This is a genomic window from Sphingosinicella xenopeptidilytica, assembly GCF_042676985.1.
Taxonomy (GTDB): Bacteria; Pseudomonadota; Alphaproteobacteria; order Sphingomonadales; family Sphingomonadaceae; genus Sphingosinicella; species Sphingosinicella xenopeptidilytica.
The window spans coordinates 86,757-104,200 of the sequence record NZ_JBHTIK010000004.1; the positions used below are offsets into that span (position 1 = coordinate 86,757).

Sequence of the window (17,444 nt, forward strand, 5' to 3'; positions counted from 1 at the left end):
ATGACGACGCATGAGGAATTGCTCGCGCGCCTCAACGCCGATCTGCCGCCCACAGGCATTTTGCTCGGCGCCGAGATTCTGGAGCTGGACCCGGCGGGGCGCGTCCGTATGTCGTTCGTCGCGACGCCTGCGTTCTGCAATCCCAACGGCACGGTGCAGGGCGGCATCGTTGCCGCGATGCTCGACGACGCGGCGGAGATGGCCTGTGTCGCCGATGCGGGCAAGCGCATCTTCGTGGCGACGATCGAGATGAAGGTGAGCTTCCTGCTGCCCGCGAAGGCCGGGAAACTCTACGCGGAAGGCCGCGTCATCAAGCGTGGTCGCATGATCGCCTTTCTTGAGGCGGACCTTTTCGATGGCGAAGGCGCGCTGCTTGCGCGTATGACCTCCACCGCCGCGCCGCGCGCATTCTGAAAGACTTCGAGGGGAGCTGAATGACCGACGACATCCTGTTCGAAAGGCGCGGCCGTGCCGGGCTGATGACGCTGAACCGGCCGCAGGCGCTGAATGCGCTCAATCGCGAGATGTGCCTCGCGCTGCATCGGCAGCTCGATGCGTGGGCCGTGGACGACGACGTTTCGGTGGTGATCATCCGCGGCGCGGGCGAAAAGGCGTTCTGCGCGGGCGGCGACGTGGTGGGCCTCTACCATTCCGGCAAGGGAGGCACTTCGGAGTGGGAAGGCTTCTTCGCGGACGAATACCGCATGAACCTCGCCATCGGCACGTTTCCGAAGCCCTATGTGGCGCTTGTCGACGGGTTCAGCATGGGCGGCGGTGTCGGTGTTTCGGTTCATGCGCCGTATCGCGTCGTTACGGAAAAGACGCTGTTCGCAATGCCTGAAACCGGCATCGGCCTGATCCCGGACGTTGGCGGCACACATGCGCTTGCGCAGATGCCGGGCGAGGTCGGCACCTATCTCGGCCTGACCGGCGCGCGGCTGAAAGCGGCGGACTGCATGTATGCCGGATATGGCACGCACCACTGCACGAGCGCGCAGATCGAGGCGCTGACCGATGCGCTCGCCGAAGGTGGCGATGTCGCGCAGACGCTGAACGCCTTTCATTCGGATGCGGGCCCCGCACCGCTTGAGGCGGTTCGCGCCGAGATCGAGCGGCACTTCGCCTTCGATACGGTGGAGGCGATCATGGAATCGCTTTCGCTCGGCAGCGACTGGGCCGTGGCGCAGCGCGACGTGCTGATGAAAATGTCGCCGACGAGCATGAAAATCAGCCTCCGCGCGCTCCGCGAAGCACGGGGCGACGACCTCGCCGGATGCCTCCGCCGCGAATACAGGCTGGTGTCGGCGATCAAGTCGGGCCATGATTTCTTCGAAGGCATCCGCGCCCAGCTCATTGACAAGGACAAGTCGCCGCGCTGGCGTCCCGCCGCGCTCCGCGACGTGACGGAGGAAATGGTGGACGGCTACTTTGCACCGCCGGCGTGGGGAGACCTCAGCTTTTGAGCGGCAGCGCGCTTGTCGTGGGCCTTGGCCTCAACGGCCTCGGCGTCGTGCGGTCGCTGGCGGCGGTGGGCATCCGCGTGCATGCCTTCGACGACACGATGGGGCCGTTTACCGCCACGCGTCACGGCACGAAGGCGAAGGCGCCGCTTGCAGGCGAAGGGCTTGTCGAGGCGCTGGCCGTCTATCGCGCCCGGCTCGATCATGATCCCGTACTGTTTCTGACGCGCGAGGACGGCGTTGCCACGGTGGCTGCGAACCGGGACCGGATTCCGGGTTATCGCATCGCGATGCCGGAGCGCGATGTCGTAGAGGCGATGGTCAACAAGGATCGGTTCATGCCGATCGCGGCGCGCGCCGGGCTTTCTGTGCCGCGCACAGTGACGCTGCGCAGCGCCGACGATCTCGCGCTCCTTGAAAAGCTGACGCCGCCGCTGATCGTGAAGCCGAGCGAGCATGTCGCCGCCTATCAGGCGCGTTTCAAGAAGGCGTATGTGTTCGACAGCGCTGCCGACGCCGCCCCGATGATCCCGGACATGCTCGCCGCCGCGGGCGAACTCGTGGCGCAGGAGTATGTGCCCGGGGATGACGGCAGCGTCTTCTTCTGCCTCGGCTATTTCGGCGCCGAGAGCGACATGCTCGCTGCCTATACGGGCTACAAGACGGCGAGCTGGCCGCCGCGCGTGGGCGGCACGGCGGGCTGCGCGCCCGCACCCGAAGCGCACGCGCGGCTCGCGGCCGACACGCAGGCGTTCTTCGCCGCCGCGCACTTCCAGGGCATGGGCAGCCTCGAATTCAAGCGCCACGCGCAAACGGGCGCGTTTTACATGATTGAGCCGACCGCGTGCCGCACGGACTACCAGTCGGAGCTGGCGACGCTGAACGGTGTGAATCTGCCCGCAGTGCAGTTTGCCGACCAGATGCGCCTGCCGCTGCCTTCCGCCCAGCCCCGGCACCGGTTCGGCTGGCGCGATCCCGGTGCGGTCGCATCCGGCGCGGTCGTCCCCAAATCGGGGTCCGGCTGGCGGGCGGTGGACGCGCTTTGGCGCGGCGACGATCCCGGGCCGTGGCTTGCCTCGGGACGGGGACGCATCGCGCGCAAGCTCGGCCTCGGCGGCCGGCGATAAAACCTTAACCGTCTCCGGCTAGGCAGGGTTCATGCTCAATACCTTGAAATCGCTCTACAACGACTTCCAGCTTGCGCCCGCTGAACGCGAGGCGAAGAAACGCGACGCGGCCGGACTGCCGTTTGCCGATCCCGGCATCGATGCGGCTGTGGCGGCGTGCACCGCATGGCTTGGCCGTGCGCAGGACTGCTCCGCCACCGCAGACGGCGGCGTCGCCCGCGACTATCACGTCGCCAAGGGCTGGGCGACGAGCTACCCCGAGACGACCGGCTACATCATTCCGACGCTGCTGACGCTGGGCGAGGAAGCCCGGGCGCGGCGGATGCTCGATTGGATCTGCGCGATCCAGCTCGACGATGGCGGCTTTCAGGGCGGCAAGATTGATGCCGTGCCGGTGAAGTCCGTCACCTTCAACACCGGCCAGATCCTGATCGGCCTTGCCATCGGCGCACGCACGCTCGGCGATGCGAAGTATCTGGAGGCCATGCACGGCGCCGCGCGTTTCCTGAGGGACTCGCTCGATCCGGACGGCTGCTGGCGCTCGCATCCGTCGCCGTTCACGCACGCAGGCGAGAAGGCTTACGAAACGCACGTGTCGTGGGGCCTGTTCGAGGCCGAGCGCACTGCGCCCGGCGAAGGCTATGGCGCGGCGGGGCTCAAACAGGTCGACTGGGCGCTCGGCAAGATGCAGGCGAACGGCTGGGTCAATGATTGCTGCCTGCAGCACAAGGACCGGCCGCTCACCCACACGCTCGGCTATTATCTGCGTGGTGTTGTGGAGGCGCACCGGCTTTCCAGTGAACAGCCCTATCTCGATGCGGCGCTGACGATGGCGCGCGGCCTCGTCGGCGCGCTGCGCAGCGACGGGGCGCTTCCGGGTCGTCTGCGCTCGGACTGGGCGGCGGCGGTCGACTGGTCGTGCCTCACCGGCAACGTGCAGATCGCCGAAAGCCTGTTCTATCTCGCTCCGCTTGGCGGCGGCGAGGGTTTCGTGAAGGCGGGCAAGGGGCTCAACGCCTTCGTGCGTCGCACGATTGCCGTGGAAGGCAATCCCGATCTCGTCGGCGGCGTGCGCGGTTCGTTCCCCATCGACGGCGAGTATGGCCAGTGGGCGTACCTCAACTGGGCGGCGAAATTCGCCATCGACAGTTTTCTTGTCGAGAAGTTGATCTAAGTCATTCCAGCCCCTCGTAAAAGTTGCGAACAGATCGCAACAGAGGCCTGCGACATAAAGTGGGGTGACGGGACCGCCACCTCCGATGTAAAGCGGGCAAAAGAGCGGGCAGGACGGGTTAGAGAGCGTGGACTACAACCGCATTTTCAAGGACGCGATCGACCGGCTGCACGCCGAGGGTCGCTACCGCGTGTTCATCGACATTCTGCGTAACCGGGGCAACTACCCGAACGCGCGCTGCTTCGCCGGTCACAACGGCGCGCGCCCGATCACCGTGTGGTGCTCGAACGACTATCTCGGCATGGGCCAGCACCCGGACGTGATCGGCGCCATGGAAGAAGCGCTGCGCGATGTCGGCGCGGGCTCGGGCGGCACGCGCAACATCGGCGGCAACACGCACTATCACCTCGAGCTTGAGAATGAGCTGGCCGAGCTTCACGGCAAGGAAGCCGCGCTGCTCTTCACCTCGGGCTACATCTCCAACGAGGCGACGCTCTCCACGCTCGGCAAGCTGCTGCCGGGCTGCATCGTCTTCTCGGACGAGCTGAACCACGCCTCGATGATCGCGGGCATCCGCGGCGCGGGCTGCGAGAAGCGCGTTTTCCGCCACAACGACCTCGAACACCTCGAAGAGTTGCTCGCCGAGGCGCCGAAGGACGCCGCGAAGCTGATCGCGTTCGAAAGCGTCTATTCGATGGACGGCGACATCGCGCCGATCGCCGAGATCTGCGACCTCGCCGACAAGTATAATGCGCTCACCTACCTCGACGAGGTGCACGCGGTCGGTATGTACGGCGACCACGGCGGCGGCATTTCGGAGCGGGACGGCGTCGCGCACCGGCTGACGATCATCGAGGGCACGCTCGCCAAGGCGTTCGGCATCATGGGCGGCTATATCGCCGCATCGAAGGCGCTGACGGACGTGATCCGCAGCTATGCGCCGGGCTTCATCTTCACGACCAGCCTCGCGCCGGTCCTCGTCGCGGGCGCGCTCGCCAGCGTGCGGCACCTGAAGGCTTCGGGCGCGGAGCGCGAAGGTCAGCAGGCCGCCGCCGCCACGCTCAAGGCGAAGATGGGCGACGCGGGTCTGCCGGTGATGCCGTCCACCACGCACATCGTGCCGCTGCTCGTCGGCGACCCCGCGAAGTGCAAGAAGATCAGCGATATCCTGCTCATCGAGTACGGCGTCTACGTGCAGCCGATCAACTACCCCACCGTGCCGCGCGGCACGGAGCGGCTGCGCTTCACCCCCGGCCCCAACCACGACGAAGCGATGATGGACGACCTCGTCCGCGCGCTCGTGGAAATCTGGGACCGCCTGGAAATGCGCCTCGCGGCCTAGCGGGCCTTTTCCAAGTACGGCCTTGGATCGGCCGGCGCGAAACCCGGCGTCGTTCCGGCGAAATGCTCCAGCCAGTATTTGTGGCCTGAGCCCACGAGCACCAGCACGCGCTCGCCCGGCTTCGCGATGAGGCCGATCTTGGCGAACATCTTGGCGTTCCGCATGTACCACATCGCGTTCAGCACGGCGCCCGGCTGGTCCTCCCCGTCGCCGAAGCGGAGCATGTCGTAATAGCCCTTCGCGTGTTCGGCCGTGCTGCGCGCCGGGTCGTTGATGGTGAGCAGCAGCGCCGGGATCGATTGGGTTTCCTGTGCCTTCGTTTGCGCGTCTGCCTGCTGCCGGAAATAGTCGAAGACCGCGTCGAGTTCGGCCTTCTGTCCGTGCGCGGCGGCGAACGCCTCGACGGGGCCGAACGGGAAATAGTCGGGCTCGCCAGGGCCGGGTTGCTCGTCGAAGCCGTAGACCTCGGCATGGCCGAGCTTCCGTGCCAGCCGGAAGCCGATCTGGATGACCTCGTTGGTCTTGGTCTTCAGGTCTTCGGGCTTGAACGCTCGGTATTCCGGCACGGTGAACGGCTGGGGATACTGCCATTCCACCAGCACCTTGTCCGGCTTCCATGCCGCGAGCGCGGTCGTCAGTCGTTCGAGTTCGGCTTGCCGGGCAGGGGCGGTCACGTCGTCCGCCTTCATGTTCGCCTTGTCGAGACCGGCATTCGAGAAATGGTAGGTGCCGAGCACCATGATCGCTGTGTCCGCGGCGGCCGCGGGCACGATGAAAGCGGCCCCAATGATGGCAAGCATGGCAATGCGCATGAAAACCTCCCCTAGTCGTGTATTATTCATGCAATACACTTGACCGATAGGCAAGCCTCTGCCTGTGCGCTAAGCTCCGATCATGGCGACGAAAACCATCAACCTCGCGCTCCAGGGCGGCGGCAGCCACGGTGCGTTCACCTGGGGCGTGCTCGACCGGCTGCTGGAAGACAAGCGCATCGAACTCTCCGCGATTTCCGGGACCAGCGCGGGCGCGATGAATGCCGCCGCGCTTGCACAGGGCTGGATGTCCGGAGGGCGCGAGGGTGCGCGCGAAAGTCTCGACCGTTTCTGGAAGCGCGTGTCCGACGCGGCGATGTTCGTGCCCGTGCGCGACACGCCGTGGGATACGTGGTGGAACGCATGGACGGGGCACGGCGCGCCGGGACGCGAGATGCTGCGGCAGGTTTCCCGTGCCGTGAGCCCGTACCAGTTCAATCCGGCGGGGCTCAATCCGCTGCGCGACATCGTCGCCGACTCCTTCGATTTCGAGAAGATCGGCAGCTGCAAGGCGCTGACGCTGTTCATCGCGGCGACCAACGTATTCACCGGCAAGGTGAGGGTGTTCTCGGGCCATGAGGTGACGGCAGACGTGCTCGCCGCTTCCGCGTGCCTGCCGCAGCTCTTCCAGGCGGTCGAGATCGACGGCGAGCCCTATTGGGACGGCGGCTACATGGGCAATCCGGCGCTGTTCCCGCTGTTCTACCACGAGGGACCGGAAGACATATTGCTCGTGCAGGTGAGCCCCATCGAGCGGCGCCAGACGCCCACCAGCGTCGAGGACATCGACAACCGCATCGACGAGATCGCCTTCAACGGCTCGCTGCTCCGCGAGCTTCGCGCTATCGAGTTCGTCGACCGGCTGATCGGGGAAGGGCAAATCGTGGCGGGCAAGCGCTACCGCAAGATCCTGATGCACCGCGTGGACGGCGGCGACGAACTGACCGCCTATCCGCCCGCCACCAAGATGAACGCGGACTGGCCGTTCCTCACGGCGCTGCGCGATCTCGGCCGCGTGAAGGCGGAGCATTGGCTGAAGGCGAACTATGCGGCCGTTGGAAAGCGGGCGACGCTCGATCTCAGGGGCATCTTCGAATAGCAGCTATGTTACAATTCTTGGTAGCTTCGGAAGGGGCGCTCCCCTAGATAGTGCGCTCACGCGAATCGCACCCGCAGCTTGCATGAGGCCCGCCGCTCCATGTCCGTTATCGCCATTGGCAGCGACCACGCCGGTTACGTCCTGAAGTCCGCTGTGGCGGACTGGCTGAAGGAGGCCGGGCACGAGGTTCTAGACCTCGGCACGAACGGTGGCGAGTCTGTGGATTACCCGGATTTCGGCCGCGCAGTCGGCGAAGCGGTCGCTTCAGGCAAGGCCGAGAAGGGCGTTGTCGTCTGCGGTTCCGGCATCGGCATTTCGATTGCGGCGAACCGCGTGAAGGGCGCGCGTGCCGCGCTTTGCATGAACGGGCTGATGGCCCGGCTTTCGCGCCAGCACAACGATGCGAACATCCTCGCGCTCGGCGAGCGCCTGATCGGCATCGAGACGGCGCGCGATTGCCTCAATGAATTTCTGAACACGCCCTTCGAGGGCGGACGTCACCAGCGGCGCGTCGACAAATTGTCGGCGTAGCCCACGAAGGAGATACGAGCATGAGCACCGCCGCCGCCACGCCGCTTGCCCAGGACGGGTTCTTCACCGACGGCGTCGCCACTGCCGACAAGGCGGTTTTCGACGCAATCACCAGGGAACTGACCCGCGAGCGTGACCAGATCGAGCTGATCGCCTCCGAGAACATCGTGAGCCGCGCGGTTCTGGAAGCGCAGGGGTCGGTGTTCACCAACAAGTATGCCGAAGGCTATCCGGGCAAGCGCTACTATCAGGGCTGCGCGCCTTCGGACGAGGTCGAGCAGCTTGCCATCGACCGCGCCCGCAAGCTCTTCGATTGCGCCTATGTCAACGTGCAGCCGCACTCTGGCGCACAGGCGAACGGCGCGGTGATGATGGCGCTGGTGCAGCCTGGCGAGACGATCCTCGGCATGAGCCTCGCCGCCGGCGGCCATCTGACGCACGGCGCGCCGCCCGCGCAGTCCGGCAAATGGTTCAACGCCGTGCAGTACGGCGTGCGCGAGAGTGACCACCTTGTCGACTTCGACGAGGTCGAGCGGCTGGCGCTGGAGCACAAGCCGAAGCTGATCATCGCGGGCGGCTCGGCCTATCCGCGCACGCTCGACTTCCCGCGCTTCCGCGAGATTGCCGACAAGGTGGGCGCGTATCTGCTCGTCGACATGGCGCACTTCGCGGGGCTCGTCGCGGCGGGTCTGCACCCGAGCCCGCTGCCGCACGCGCACGTCGTCACCACCACGACGCACAAGACGCTGCGCGGCCCGCGCGGCGGCATGGTGCTCTCGAACGACGAGGCGCTCGGCAAGAAGATCAACTCGGCGGTGTTCCCGGGCCTTCAGGGCGGCCCGCTGATGCACGTAATTGCCGCGAAGGCGGTGGCGTTCGGTGAGGCGCTCGACCCGAGCTTCAAGGTCTATGCGCAGGCGGTGATCGCCAACGCGAAGACGCTTGCGGGCCGTCTGAAGGAGCGCGGTTGCGATGTCGTCGCGGGCGGCACGGATACGCACCTCGCGCTGATCGATCTTCGCCCCAAGGGGCTGACCGGCAAGGACGCCGACGAGGCGCTGGAGCGCAGCCACATCACCTGCAACAAGAACGGCGTGCCGTTCGATCCGTTGCCGCCGACGAAGACGAGCGGCATCCGCGTCGGCTCGCCCGCAGGGACGACCCGCGGGTTCGGGCAGGCGGAGTTCACGCTCATCGCCGACATGATCGCGGATGTGCTGGACGGCCTTGCCGCGAACGGCGAAGCGGGTAACGGTGCGGTGGAAGCGGACGTGCGGGCGCGCGTGAAGGCGCTCTGCGATCGCTTCCCGATCTATCCGGGGCTCTGACGCGGTAAAGGCATAGCGGGAGGGGGGACGAGCGATGCGCTGCCCGTTTTGCGGAGGCGAGGATAGCCAGGTCAAGGACTCGCGGCCAACGGAAGACGGCAGCGCGATCCGCCGCCGCCGGCAGTGCCCGGCGTGCGGCGCGCGTTTCACGACGTTCGAGCGCGTGCAGCTTCGCGAACTCGTGATCCTCAAGAAGTCCGGCGACAAGGAAGTGTTCGAGCGCGACAAGCTTGCCCGCTCCATCGAGATTGCCTGCCGCAAGCGCCCGATCGCGCCCGAGCGCATCGAGCGGCTCGTCTCCGGTATCGTTCGCCAGATGGAAGCGATCGGCGAGGCCGAGATCGAGGCCGAGGTGATCGGGCAGGCGGTGATGGAGGGGCTGAAGAGCCTCGACGCCGTCGCTTACGTGCGCTTCGCGAGCGTCTATCGCGATTTCCGCGAGGCGAAGGACTTCGAGGAGTTCATCGGCGCCATTGAGACCGTTGCGAGGACGGGCGCGAAGTGACGGATGCGGTGGCCGCCGCGCCGCCGCCCGCCATCGTGCTGGTGCGGCCGCAGCTTGGCGAGAACATCGGCAAGGCGGCGCGCGCGATGCTCAATTTCGGGCTCGCCGAGATGCGGCTCGTTTCCCCGCGTGACGGCTGGCCGAACCCCGATGCGGGTCCGGCGGCGAGCGGCGCCGATCTCGTGCTTGAAAACGCGAAGGTCTTCGAAACCGTGGCCGATGCGGTGGCGGACTGCGCCTTCGTCTACGCCACGACGGTTCGCAAGCGGGGGCTTACCAAGGAAGTCGTCGGCCCCGAAAAGGCGGCGCAAGATACGCGCGGCCGCGCGGGACGCACGGCGATCCTGTTCGGCCCCGAACGCTCCGGCCTTGAAACCGACGATGTCGCGCTCGCGCAGACGATTCTCACCGTGCCCGTGAACCCCGCGTTCGGCTCGCTGAACCTCGCGCAGGCCGTGATCCTCTTCGCCTACGAATGGTCGAAAGCCGGGGTCGGCGAGGCTGCGGCCTTCGACAATTACGAAGGCCCGGCCCCGCAGGCCGATCTCGAAGGGCTCATCGGGCAGATCGAAACCGCGCTCGACGCGGCAGAATACTTCCGCGTCGAAAGCCGCGCGCCCGCCTCGCGCCGCACACTCAGGAACATGCTGACGCGCCCCGGCTTCTCGGCGAAGGAGGTGCGAACCTTCAGAGGCATCATCACCGCGCTGACGAAAGAGCGGCGCTAGTCTATACGTCTCGCGCATAGCAACGGTAGCGAGGGTTCCGGTGGCGATCACTTTCGATCACACGATCATTGAAGCGCGTGACAATGAAGCGACGGCGCGCTGGCTGACAGAGCTTTTCGGCCTGCCGACGCATCAGGTGATGGGGTATTTCGCCGTCGTTCGGATTGGCGGCACATCTCTCGACTTCATCAGCACGGCAGACGAGATTGTACCGCGGCATTTCGCCTTTCTCGTTTCCGAGACGGAATTCGATGCGATTTTCGGGCGGTTGAAGGCATCGGGGCAGGGCTGGTGGGCCAATCCGTTTCACAAGCAGCCGGGCGAAATCAACCGCTGGGACGATGGCAGGGGCGTGTATTTCGACGATCCGAACGGCCATTCTCTGGAAATCCTGACGCGGCCTTATGGAAGTGGTGGGCTGGAGGCGAAGCATCCCAACCCCCTGCTGCGGCAGGCGGGGTCGGGTTCTTGACCTTTGGCGCGCGTGCCGCTAAACGCGCGCCTTCGCAATTGGCCCTGCACGTCCGGTGAAGCAGTGGCCGCGTTCTGCGCTTTGGCGGGGCGGTGCGGTTCCGGGCATTTTTGAAACGCGAATTGAAAGGATTGCGCATGTCCAAGCGCAGCAATGCCAAGTACAAGCTCGATCGCCGCATGGGCGAGAACATCTGGGGTCGTCCGAAGAGCCCGGTCAACAAGCGCGAATACGGCCCCGGCCAGCATGGTCAGCGCCGCAAGAGCAAGCTTTCCGACTTCGGTATCCAGCTCCGCGCCAAGCAGAAGCTGAAGGGCTACTACGGCGACGTCACCGAGAAGCAGTTCCGCAAGGTCTATGAGGAAGCCGTCCGCATGAAGGGCGATACCTCGCAGAACCTGATCGGTCTCCTTGAGCAGCGCCTCGACATGGTCGTGTACCGCGCCAAGTGGGCGCCGACGATCTTCGCCGCGCGCCAGATCGTGAACCACGGTCACATCGAAGTGAACGGTGAGAAGTGCAACATCGCCAGCCGCCGCGTGAAGGCGGGCGACGTGCTCTCGCTGCGCAAGAAGGCGCAGGAGATGGCGCTGGTTCTCGAGGCGCAGGGCCTCAGCGAGCGTGAAATTCCCGAGTATGTCTCGGTCGATGGCGACGGCAAGGCGACCTACGTGCGCGTGCCGACGCTTGATGAGGTGCCCTATCCGGTCCGCATGGAACCGAACCTCGTCGTCGAGTTCTACTCGCGCTAAGCCTCACGGCTTTTGCAGAAAACAGGGCGCTGCCGGAAGGCGGCGCCCTTTTTCTATCTGCGCCCTGCAAGCGTCAGGTAGAGCGCGACGGGCACCACCGACAACAACCCATAGATGAGCAGCGTCGAAAGCTGGACGATCCAGAGCGCGGGTGAGGTGATCGTCATCGACTGAACGATCGCGGCGACCTGCTGCGGCGTCTGCGCGGCGTGAAAGACGACGAAGCGGATGGCCATGATCACCGGCGTCAGCGCAAGCGCAATGAAGATGCACAGTGCGGAGAGGCGCCAGCGATTGCCGCGTGTCAGCTCTGCCGAGCGCTGAAATGCGACCATCGGCCATTGCCGCTCGTGGAGTGCCGCGGGGATCGCGAGCACCCAGACGGCGAAGACGGCGATGCAGGCGACGACGAAAAGCAGCGAACTCATCTGCCCCAATTGCAGCAGGCGCGAGACGAGCAGCAGGATGATGCGCAGCGTCATGAGGCCGATGCCGATGACGAGCGCGACGACAAGCCCCGGCTGGAGCCGGCTGAGCCCTGCGCGTATGAACGCGCGCGGATCACTCGTGCGGGCGAGAACGCCGCCGGTGACGGCGCAGAGAAAGATCATCACCAGCAGCCAGCGCAGCGTTTCGGCGATGGTGCCGAGCGCCGGATCGGGCGCGGCCGTGGTGGCGATGCTGAGCGTGCGGAGCGCGACGGCGGGCAAGGTGAGGAAAACGAGGCCGAGCAGGATGATCGGCGCGAACTGCCGCCAGAAGATCGTGAGTGCAAGCCGGAGGACGGTGATGAGGTCGAGCGGGGCGGGAGGCTTCATGGCGTTATGGTACGCGTTCGCCCCCGGCCCACAATATGGAATGCGCTGCCGCCAACGACGAGCGCGACGTCCGCAAGGTCGCTCGCCGCGACGAGTTCGAGCGGGCCGGCCGAGGGTAGCACGATGTTCGCGGCGGGCCAGCTCGGCGCGCCTTTCCTGAGCGAAACCAGCCGGTCGCCGGATGCGCCGCGCAGGTGGACGTAAAGCGTGTCCCGGCCGGCCTTTGCGGCGATGATGCGGAAACCCGAGGGCGGCGTGTAGGCAAGCTCGGTCAGTGTCTGGCTGGCGGGGCCGAGCAGCGGTGCCATCGGATAGGCGACGAGGCTACCCGGGGGATGGCGGCCGTCCGATGTCATCCAGCCGCTGTCGCCGAGGACGGCGATGGCGCGGCCCTGAAAGAAATCGAGCAGACGCGCATCGGCCGGTAGCTGCGAGCGGCGGAAATTCTGCGCCCAGCCGAAATGATAAAGCTCGAAATCTCCGCTCGCCGTCGTCACCTCGGCAGCGTGAAAGAGGCCGCCGCCCGAGAGAGAGAAGAACGGGCGGATACCGCGTGCATCGAGCGGCGCGGCAAGGATCGTCGTTGCGGCATAAGCGGGCTGACCGCGTGTCCAGAGCTTGAGGAGGCGCGGCACGCCTGCACTCGTCAGTGATCCCGGCCCGGTGTTGGCGGCGATGAGGATGCGGCTGTCGTCGTACCAGATCGCCTGCGTTGGTCCCGGCGGCAGTGCGAAGCCGTTCGGTACGAAGCCACCCGCCTTCGTGTCGTACTCGCGCAGCGCGACACCCGGTCGGCCGGTTTCGGCCAGGAAGAACAGACACCGCTCGAAGGCGGGCGGCAGGCAATCGGCATCGACAAGATGCCACGATTTCTTCTCGGCCTTGCCGAGCGCGGCGATATCCGCCGTTACCGACCAGTCCGGCTTGCCGCGCAGCAGCGGCGTCAGGTCGCTGCGCCGCAGGAGGCGCGCCTCGCCGGTTTCGCTGTAGAGCGCGAGGTCATCGTCCTGAAAGCGCGCGACCGTACCCGCCGTAGCGGGGAGGGCCGCTGCAGCAATCAGAAACGCAAGGCAAATTTTGATGCGCGACCCCAACGACATTGCCGCTGGTAACCATGACTCCGCGTGCGGCGCAACCATGCGCCCGCCCGGATGCCGGAAATCAGCGTTCAGCCGTCAGGCTCAATTGCCTGCGCGGGCCACTGCAGGAAGCTCGCTGCGGCCGCGCTTCACGATCAGCTTGTTGAGCGCATTTGCGTAAGCTTTCGCGGACGCGACCATCGTATCGACATGCGCGCCCGTGCCGCGCACGGTGCGGCCGTCTTCGGCGAGCACGACGCTGACTGTCGCCTGCGCGTCCGTGCCCTCGGTGACGGCATGGACTTCGTAGAGCGTCAGCTGCGCGTCGTCATGTGGCACGATCTTGCGCATCGCCTTGAACACGGCATCGACAGGGCCGTTGCCGCGCGTCGTGACGGTCTGTTCCTCGCCGTCCACTTCGAGCGTCAGGATGGCGCGCTGCGGGCCGTGGGAGCCGCAGTAGATTTCCAGCTCCTTGAACTGGATCGCCTGATTCTCGCGCATCGTCTCGTCGTCGACGAGGGCGATGATGTCTTCGTCGTAGACGTGCTTCTTGGCGTCGGCGAGATCCTTGAAGCGCTTGAAGGCGTCCTGGAACTCATTGTCGCCCAGCTTGTAGCCCAGCTCTTCCAGCTTCTGGCGGAAGGCGTGTCGGCCCGAGTGCTTGCCCATGACAAGGCTGGATTCGGAGAGACCCACCGATTCCGGGGTCATGATCTCGTAAGTGCTCGCGTCTTTCAGCATCCCGTCCTGATGGATGCCGCTTTCGTGCGCGAAGGCGTTGGCGCCGACGATTGCCTTGTTGGGCTGAACCTGAAAGCCGGTGACGGCTGAGACCAGCCGCGAAGCGCGGGTGATCTCGCGTGTCTCGACGCCGGTTTCAAAGGGCATGACGTCGTGACGCACGCGAAGCGCCATGGCGATTTCTTCGAGCGCGGCGTTGCCCGCGCGCTCGCCGATGCCGTTGATCGTCGATTCCACCTGCCGTGCACCGCCCGCGACTGCCGCAAGCGTGTTGGCGACGGCGAGGCCGAGGTCGTTGTGGCAATGGGTGGAGAAGATCGCCTGATCCGCATTGGGAACGCGGGAGATCACATCGCGGAACATGGCGCCGTAGGTTTCCGGCGTGGCGTAGCCGACCGTATCAGGCAGGTTGATCGTGGTGGCACCGGCGCGGATCGCGGTTTCGACGGCGCGGCACAGGAAATCGAGATCGCTGCGCGTCGCGTCTTCCGCCGACCATTCGACATCGGGGCAGAGATTGCGCGCATGGCTTACCGAGGCGCGAATCTTCTCCAGTACCGCTTCCGGCTCCATCTCCAGCTTCACGCGCATGTGGAGCGGCGAGGTGGCGATGAACGTGTGGATGCGCGGGCTCACCGCCTCCTTGAGTGCGGCCCATGCGCGGTCGATGTCGCCGGTGGCGGCACGTGCGAGGCTCGCCACCGTGGCCTTCTTCGCCTGACGGGCGACCGCCTGTACGGCTTCGAAATCACCCTCGGAGGCGATGGCGAAGCCTGCCTCGATGATATCGACGCCAAGCGCTTCCAGCTGCTCGGCGACGCGCAGCTTTTCAGCGAGGTTCATGGAACAGCCGGGGGACTGCTCACCGTCTCGCAGCGTGGTGTCGAAAATCTTCACATAGTTCTGACTGGACATGGCACACCTTCAAAATCTCGGAAAATGGGAGCGAACCTTTGCGGTTCGGTTTGATCGAGACCCTTAGGCGGCGGCGCGTCCAGAGCGCCAGACAGCGGAAACCGCGCGCCTAAGGGCGCGTAAGTCGAAGGAGCGCGAGAAGGGCGCGCTGAGAGAGGGCGAGGCTGTCGGACCGCATCATGGGCGGCAGTCTATGTGGCAAGCGGCCGGATTTGTCCAGAGCTTTGGCCTGAAATGATGTCGGCAAGCCATTCGGGTAGTCGCTGTCGAGATTCTTTACAGAAACGTAACGATATTCATTGGTGATCCGGAACCAAACATCAATGTCAGTAACAAGGCGCTGGAACGTAAAGAAATTTCCAGATCGGCATATTCCTTGCAAAACGAAAATAACTGTCTGAACGGTGCCTCCGGGCATGTCAGGCAGCTATCCATAAATCGGGCAGGGGAGTATGTAATGTTCAAGGTTCTTCTGGCAGGTGTTGCGGCAAGCGGTCTTCTGGCCGGCGCGGCCAATGCTGCCGTTATTTCCATTGATAGCGTGTCAGGTGTCTGGACGGCGACTGATCCCGTTGCCGGCATTTCCGGCATCAACACCAACGAGATTCGTTGGGGCACGAGCACCGGCTTCGGCAAGAGCGGTTATGATTTCGACGGCGCCGCTCCGCCCGCGTTCAGCGTGAACGAGGACGAAGGCTTCAACCTCGGCACGTTCACGCACCACAACAACCCGATTACCGGTACTTCGCTGGAATCGGCGACGCTGAAGGTGACGACCACGCTCACGATCGATGGCGAGACGCAGGATATCGTCTCGATCTTCGACTTCGCGCACCTCGAAACGGACAATGATCCGCGTGGTTTGTGCGACAACGGCGAATCCAACTATCAGGGCGTCAACATCAACGGCTGTGCCGACCGTGTGACCTTCACGATCAATGTCGGCGCTTCGGATTCGTTCCTCATCGGCGGCATCAATTACTACGTCGATATCCTCGGCTTCACGATTGAGGATGCGCTCGCCAGCGCGTTCTGGACCAAGGAAAAACTCGATAACGATGCCGTACTCCAGGGCGTCATCACGTCGACGCCCGGCGTGCCGCCGTCGACGGATGTTCCGGAGCCCGCGATGCTCGGTCTGTTCGGGCTTGGGCTTGCCGGCATCGCCGCTGCGCGCCGCCGCCGCGCCGCCTGAACGCCAAGCAGCACTTCAAAAAACGGAAAGGCTCCCGAAACGGGAGCCTTTCTTTTTCGTGCGCGTTCCGCTGCGTTTCAGATGATGTTTGCCGGAAGCGGTTTTGTCTGCGAGGCGCCGGCGACGGCTGGCTTCACCTCGCTCATCACGCATTCGAGCTCGATATCGACCGGGCCTTCGATCTGCGCCATGGCGTCCGCATCGAGAATGGCGCCGTCGATGTCCACGGCCCAGCAGCGGCCATCGAGCTCGGAGAGGAGGGCGGCGACGTCCGATCCGTTTTCGACGGGTTCCGCTGCGACGGGTGCGGCCACCAGAAGGGTTGCCAGGGCTGCGATGCCATACCGAACGATCATTGCCGGTTTCCTCTCCATCATTTCGTATGGATCAAATGCAAAAGTGGTGCCAGCGTTCCCTCAGCCCGCTGGATCAGCGGCTTCGATGGTTAAGGTGCGGAGCGCCGGTATCGAACTGTAAAGGCAAGCGACAATCGCCTGCGGGGCAAAGAAAAAGGGCGACCCGAAGACCGCCCTTTCCACCTGAGACCGAAGCTGTTCAGCCCTTGCGGCGACGCGCGGCGACAAGGCCGATCGCACCGAGACCGAAGAGCGCGAGCGCGCCCGGTTCGGGCACATCGGTGATCGGCTTGTAGGCCAGCGCGACGTTATCGAACTCGAACGCATAGCCCGAGCTGGAGGCGACCACCTTGTTGAAGGCCGTGTCCGAATTGATGTTCACGTAATAGGTGCCGGCCGCGCCCTGATCGCCGTTCGCGATCGCCGCGACGTCCGATCCCGAGTAGGTGAACAGCAGCGTATCGCCGGCGTAGAAGGCGAGCGAGTTGTAAGTATCGACCGAGCCCCACAGGATGCCGAAATACTGGTGATCATCACCAAGGTCGAGCGTGACGGTGCCGATGCCGGTCGTCAGATACTGGGTGGCGTCCTGGCCATCCGCCTGCGCGTTGCCGAACAGCGTGCCGTTGCCGCCCGAAATGTAAGGCGCCGCATACTTGCCGCCAACATTCGGAAGCGAAGCCGTGCCTGCATCCGTGCCGGCGAACGAAACGGTGATGCCGCTCGCGGTCGTGCCGCCGGGGCCGATCGCATCGAAGCTCTCGTAGATGTTGGCGCCGACGGGAACGCCGCCCACCGACGATGAAATCACAGCGGCCGACGCGCTGGTGGAGGCGAGCATGGCGGCAACAGCAAAAGCATACTTCATGACATTATCCTCTGATCAAACCGTGTTCGGTCGATCAGATGCAGAGACGATGCCAGAATCGAGGGAGTCAGCTTTTACAGGATAGACGATAGTTAACAGTGCGTTAGCTATAATCGTTATGTAAGTTTGCCCGACACGC

At 64.9% G+C, this 17,444-nt stretch carries 19 protein-coding genes; 13 read left to right on the forward strand and 6 right to left on the reverse strand.

Features of this window, described 5'->3' with window-relative positions:
* From ACFQ00_RS06880 to hemA, 5 genes are all read left to right on the forward strand, one after another.
* Positions 1–414, forward strand: a complete 414-nt coding sequence (locus ACFQ00_RS06880; protein WP_381488149.1) for a PaaI family thioesterase — start codon at positions 1–3, stop codon at positions 412–414.
* A 20-nt stretch (positions 415–434) separates the two neighbouring features.
* The gene (locus ACFQ00_RS06885) at positions 435–1,463 is read left to right on the forward strand and encodes an enoyl-CoA hydratase/isomerase family protein (protein WP_381488152.1); all 1,029 of its coding nucleotides are present in this window, start codon (positions 435–437) and stop codon (positions 1,461–1,463) included.
* Entirely contained in the window at positions 1,460–2,587 is a 1,128-nt protein-coding gene (locus ACFQ00_RS06890; RefSeq protein ID WP_381488155.1) for a carboxylate--amine ligase, read from the forward strand. The genes ACFQ00_RS06885 and ACFQ00_RS06890 overlap by 4 nt, the downstream gene beginning before the upstream one ends.
* A gap of 31 nt (positions 2,588–2,618) precedes the next feature.
* Complete coding sequence (locus ACFQ00_RS06895) at positions 2,619–3,761, forward strand: hypothetical protein (RefSeq protein WP_381488157.1); 1,143 nt, start codon at positions 2,619–2,621, stop codon at positions 3,759–3,761.
* Between the two features lie 127 nt (positions 3,762–3,888).
* On the forward strand, positions 3,889–5,103 hold the full coding sequence (gene hemA, locus ACFQ00_RS06900; protein ID WP_381488159.1) for a 5-aminolevulinate synthase: 1,215 nt from the start codon (positions 3,889–3,891) through the stop codon (positions 5,101–5,103).
* Here the strand turns inward: hemA and ACFQ00_RS06905 are convergent.
* A complete protein-coding gene (locus ACFQ00_RS06905) occupies positions 5,100–5,915 on the reverse strand; it encodes a DUF5694 domain-containing protein (protein WP_381488162.1) in 816 nt (271 codons plus the stop codon). The genes hemA and ACFQ00_RS06905 overlap by 4 nt on opposite strands.
* An 82-nt stretch (positions 5,916–5,997) precedes the next feature.
* Here ACFQ00_RS06905 and ACFQ00_RS06910 point away from each other — a divergent pair, with 82 nt between their 5' ends.
* The 7 genes from ACFQ00_RS06910 (at position 5,998) to rpsD (ending at position 11,330) form a co-directional block, all read left to right on the forward strand.
* Entirely contained in the window at positions 5,998–7,014 is a 1,017-nt protein-coding gene (locus tag ACFQ00_RS06910; protein ID WP_381488165.1) for a patatin-like phospholipase family protein, read from the forward strand.
* A 99-nt stretch (positions 7,015–7,113) separates the two neighbouring features.
* Complete coding sequence (rpiB, locus tag ACFQ00_RS06915; RefSeq protein ID WP_293780970.1) at positions 7,114–7,545, forward strand: ribose 5-phosphate isomerase B; 432 nt, start codon at positions 7,114–7,116, stop codon at positions 7,543–7,545.
* A gap of 20 nt (positions 7,546–7,565) precedes the next feature.
* Entirely contained in the window at positions 7,566–8,873 is a 1,308-nt protein-coding gene (gene glyA, locus ACFQ00_RS06920) for a serine hydroxymethyltransferase (protein WP_381488169.1), read from the forward strand.
* Between the two features lie 34 nt (positions 8,874–8,907).
* Positions 8,908–9,378, forward strand: coding sequence for a transcriptional regulator NrdR (gene nrdR / locus ACFQ00_RS06925; RefSeq protein ID WP_339704447.1), 471 nt, complete (start codon positions 8,908–8,910; stop codon positions 9,376–9,378).
* Positions 9,375–10,106, forward strand: a complete 732-nt coding sequence (locus ACFQ00_RS06930; RefSeq protein ID WP_381488174.1) for an RNA methyltransferase — start codon at positions 9,375–9,377, stop codon at positions 10,104–10,106. Before nrdR ends, ACFQ00_RS06930 begins: the two co-directional genes overlap by 4 nt.
* A 40-nt stretch (positions 10,107–10,146) precedes the next feature.
* The gene (locus ACFQ00_RS06935; RefSeq protein ID WP_381488178.1) at positions 10,147–10,578 is read left to right on the forward strand and encodes a VOC family protein; all 432 of its coding nucleotides are present in this window, start codon (positions 10,147–10,149) and stop codon (positions 10,576–10,578) included.
* A 137-nt stretch (positions 10,579–10,715) separates the two neighbouring features.
* Complete coding sequence (rpsD, locus tag ACFQ00_RS06940; protein WP_374598982.1) at positions 10,716–11,330, forward strand: 30S ribosomal protein S4; 615 nt, start codon at positions 10,716–10,718, stop codon at positions 11,328–11,330.
* Between the two features lie 53 nt (positions 11,331–11,383).
* On the opposite strand, the gene ACFQ00_RS06945 is transcribed toward rpsD, so the two are convergent.
* The 3 genes from ACFQ00_RS06945 to ACFQ00_RS06955 all read right to left on the reverse strand — a co-directional run bounded on the left by ACFQ00_RS06945 (position 11,384) and on the right by ACFQ00_RS06955 (position 14,886).
* Positions 11,384–12,148, reverse strand: coding sequence for a hypothetical protein (locus ACFQ00_RS06945; protein WP_381488182.1), 765 nt, complete (start codon positions 12,146–12,148; stop codon positions 11,384–11,386).
* Entirely contained in the window at positions 12,145–13,242 is a 1,098-nt protein-coding gene (locus ACFQ00_RS06950; protein ID WP_381488185.1) for a hypothetical protein, read from the reverse strand. The genes ACFQ00_RS06945 and ACFQ00_RS06950 overlap by 4 nt, the downstream gene beginning before the upstream one ends.
* An 87-nt stretch (positions 13,243–13,329) precedes the next feature.
* Positions 13,330–14,886, reverse strand: a complete 1,557-nt coding sequence (locus tag ACFQ00_RS06955; RefSeq protein ID WP_381488188.1) for a 2-isopropylmalate synthase — start codon at positions 14,884–14,886, stop codon at positions 13,330–13,332.
* 457 nt (positions 14,887–15,343) lie between these two features.
* On the opposite strand from ACFQ00_RS06955, the gene ACFQ00_RS06960 reads away from it, so the two are divergent.
* Entirely contained in the window at positions 15,344–16,081 is a 738-nt protein-coding gene (locus tag ACFQ00_RS06960; RefSeq protein ID WP_381488191.1) for a THxN family PEP-CTERM protein, read from the forward strand.
* A gap of 77 nt (positions 16,082–16,158) precedes the next feature.
* On the opposite strand, the gene ACFQ00_RS06965 is transcribed toward ACFQ00_RS06960, so the two are convergent.
* Positions 16,159–16,437 (reverse strand): hypothetical protein, encoded by a 279-nt coding sequence (locus tag ACFQ00_RS06965; protein WP_381488194.1) that lies wholly within the window; start codon positions 16,435–16,437, stop codon positions 16,159–16,161.
* 199 nt (positions 16,438–16,636) lie between these two features.
* Positions 16,637–17,305, reverse strand: coding sequence for a PEP-CTERM sorting domain-containing protein (locus ACFQ00_RS06970; RefSeq protein ID WP_381488196.1), 669 nt, complete (start codon positions 17,303–17,305; stop codon positions 16,637–16,639).
* Positions 17,306–17,444: the final 139 nt, after the last annotated feature.